Origin of the sequence: Sedimentitalea sediminis, from assembly GCF_042687825.1 — a bacterium.
Taxonomy (GTDB): Bacteria; Pseudomonadota; Alphaproteobacteria; order Rhodobacterales; family Rhodobacteraceae; genus Sedimentitalea.
In genome coordinates this window covers 1-2,303 of record NZ_JBHUQE010000055.1, presented here as the reverse complement: position 1 = coordinate 2,303, position 2,303 = coordinate 1, and the positions used below count along the sequence as shown (strand labels likewise).

The following is a 2,303-nucleotide window of genomic DNA, read 5'->3' as shown; positions in this document are numbered from 1 at the left end:
GCGCGTCCAATCCGTGGAAGGACACGGCGGCGCTGGTCGTTACCCCGTTTGTCGCGACCTGATCCGATGCGCGACCCCCTGACAGCCAGCGGCGACCGCGACCTGGGCGGCACGGCCCCGGAATGGGGGCATCTGTTCCCCGCCGGCGAGATGGTCGGGCGCGACGGGCGCCAGTTCAATCTGGCCGACCCGTCCGCCGTCATGCGTGCCTTTGAGGCCGATGCGGTCGATGCGGTCGATCTGCCGATTGGATTATGAACACCAGTCCGACAGGCAACCGGATCAACGGTCAGGCCCGGTGCCTGCGGCGGGCTGGATCAAGGAGCTGAGGGCAGATGCGTCCGGCCTTTGGGGCCGGGTGGACTGGACCGCCCAGGCGCGCGAGCTGATCGCGGGCAAGGCGTATCGCTATCTCGGCCCGTCATTCTATCACACCAAGGCGGGCCACATCATCACCCGCCTGAAAGGGGCGGGACTGGTGCACAGACCCGCCCTGCAACTGCACGCCCTGGCGCGACAGGAGGAAACCATGAACCAAACCGAAACCCTGCTGGACCGGCTGATTGCGGCGCTTGGCCTGCCGGAAGGCACAACAGAAGACGCGCTGTTCGCCCTGATCGAAACCCTGCGCGGCAAGGCGGAACAGGCCGTGGCGGCGCAAAAGCCCGACCCGGCGCGGTTCGTGCCGATCGAGGCGGTGCAGGAGCTGATGACCAGCCACCACGCCGATCGGTCTGAACGCGCAAAAGACCGCGCCGCCGCCAAGGTCAAGGATGCCCTGGCGCGCGGCTTCATCACTCCGGCGATGCAGGGTTGGGCCACCGCGCCGTGCGCCCAGGACGAAGCCAGTTTTGACAGTTTCATGGCCAGCTCGGCACCCGCCTATGCGCATCTCATGGCCCAGGCGGCTCCCAATAATCCGCCGCAATCTTCACCCGCAGAGATCGCCCAATCGGACTGCGCCGCTGCGGTCTGTACGCAGCTCGGGCTGAAACCGGGCGCATTGTCCGCATGAAATCGGGCGATTGAACCACCCCCGGCGGCAGTTTGTCCGCCGGTGCGACTGCCCGCCCGGTGCTCCTGACACCGGATGCCGGGCACAGTCTCGGTCCGCTGAATGGCGCAGGCGGACCGGGGCGAACAACCGAAAAAGGCAGGGTGCAGGCGGTGGGGCCTCCCAATCCGGTCAAGCCGGCAACCCCACATAGCGCTCCGGTCACAAGGACCGTGCTACGGCCGGGAGAATATCACCGTGTCACGCCTGCAAGGAGTAACGGAGGGTCGGACGTTCCCTCATTCACTAGCGTTCGGCCGAGGCCGGGACGGTGTCATGGACTCCGATTTCCCATGGTCGCCACTCCGAAGCGGAAACATAGCCATGATCGGGATTGAGTTCAACTCCGACACCCTGACCCCGGCCCTGCAGCGTCTGGCCGCGGAGACAGCATAAACCATGACCCTTCCAGCCAAACCCTTTCCGAAGACATCCGCCGAGGTAGAACCCTATGTCGATATCCTGGGCATGGACATGGCGATTGAATTCTTGTTGACCTTCGGCGAGGCCGCGATGGGCATGCCAAAGCACCCGACAACCCGATCGCGGGTTACCGCGCTGGTGGGCAAGGAAAAGACCGCCGAACGGGCCCGGTCCGACCACCTGCTGCAGCGCCGGGTGCCCTTGGCCACGCCTTGGCTGGTCGCCTGCCTGCACACCCGGGGCTGGCCCGTGGCCGGGATCGCCCGGCGGCTGCGGATCACCGACGTGACCGTGCGCAGATACCTGAACCGGTACAGGATGCGAGGGACTGCGCCGTGACACGTCGCGCCGATCTGGATCTCGTGACAGCCAGGCTTGCCGAAGCGGATGCCCTTTTACGGTCTGCCCGGGCCTCGCAGACACAGGCCATTGCCGCCCTTGAACAGGCCATAAACGCGCTGTCAAAGACGGTTTGAACACCCTTTCACCCAAAGCGTGGCCGATCACGGATCACCGCCGCGCCCATCGTGCCGGACCACCGCCCAAGATCGAAAGCGCCCCTGGACTGCAGGCCTTCATCACGGCCCGCATCGACCGAATGACCTTCGTTCAGATCGCCGATGACGTCGCCGCCCCCTTTCCGCCGGAACGTCAGGCCAAGAAATCCGCCATTCATGCCTGGTGGCACCGCCCCAAACGCAGCCGCAGATAACCCGGCAGCGCATCCAACACCCCGGGCGGCCCCGGATAGACCGCGGACCGAAACCCGCTTCCGCTACCAAACCCGCTGAAAACGATGGCTCATACCAGATAAATAACGCGCAGC

At 65.5% G+C, this 2,303-nt stretch carries 4 protein-coding genes; all 4 read left to right on the top strand.

Going from position 1 to position 2,303, the window contains the following annotated elements:
- Positions 1 to 258, top strand: a 258-nt coding sequence (locus ACFMPD_RS17450) for a hypothetical protein (RefSeq protein ID WP_380997293.1), incomplete at its 5' end; no start/stop codon positions are given.
- Positions 248 to 1,015: a phage protease gene (locus ACFMPD_RS17445; RefSeq protein WP_380997290.1), complete on the top strand. Its 768-nt coding sequence runs from the start codon at positions 248 to 250 to the stop codon at positions 1,013 to 1,015. The genes ACFMPD_RS17450 and ACFMPD_RS17445, both read left to right, overlap by 11 nt.
- Before the next feature lie 438 nt (positions 1,016 to 1,453).
- Positions 1,454 to 1,816, top strand: a complete 363-nt coding sequence (locus ACFMPD_RS17440) for a helix-turn-helix domain-containing protein (protein WP_380997288.1) — start codon at positions 1,454 to 1,456, stop codon at positions 1,814 to 1,816.
- 133 nt (positions 1,817 to 1,949) lie between these two features.
- Complete coding sequence (locus tag ACFMPD_RS17435) at positions 1,950 to 2,189, top strand: hypothetical protein (protein ID WP_380997285.1); 240 nt, start codon at positions 1,950 to 1,952, stop codon at positions 2,187 to 2,189.
- Positions 2,190 to 2,303 lie beyond the last annotated feature (114 nt).

Coding starts and splice junctions, on each gene's coding strand:
- ACFMPD_RS17440 (WP_380997288.1), top strand. CDS start 1,454: ATGACCCTTCCAGCCAAACCCTTTCCGAAGACATCCGCCGAGGTAGAA.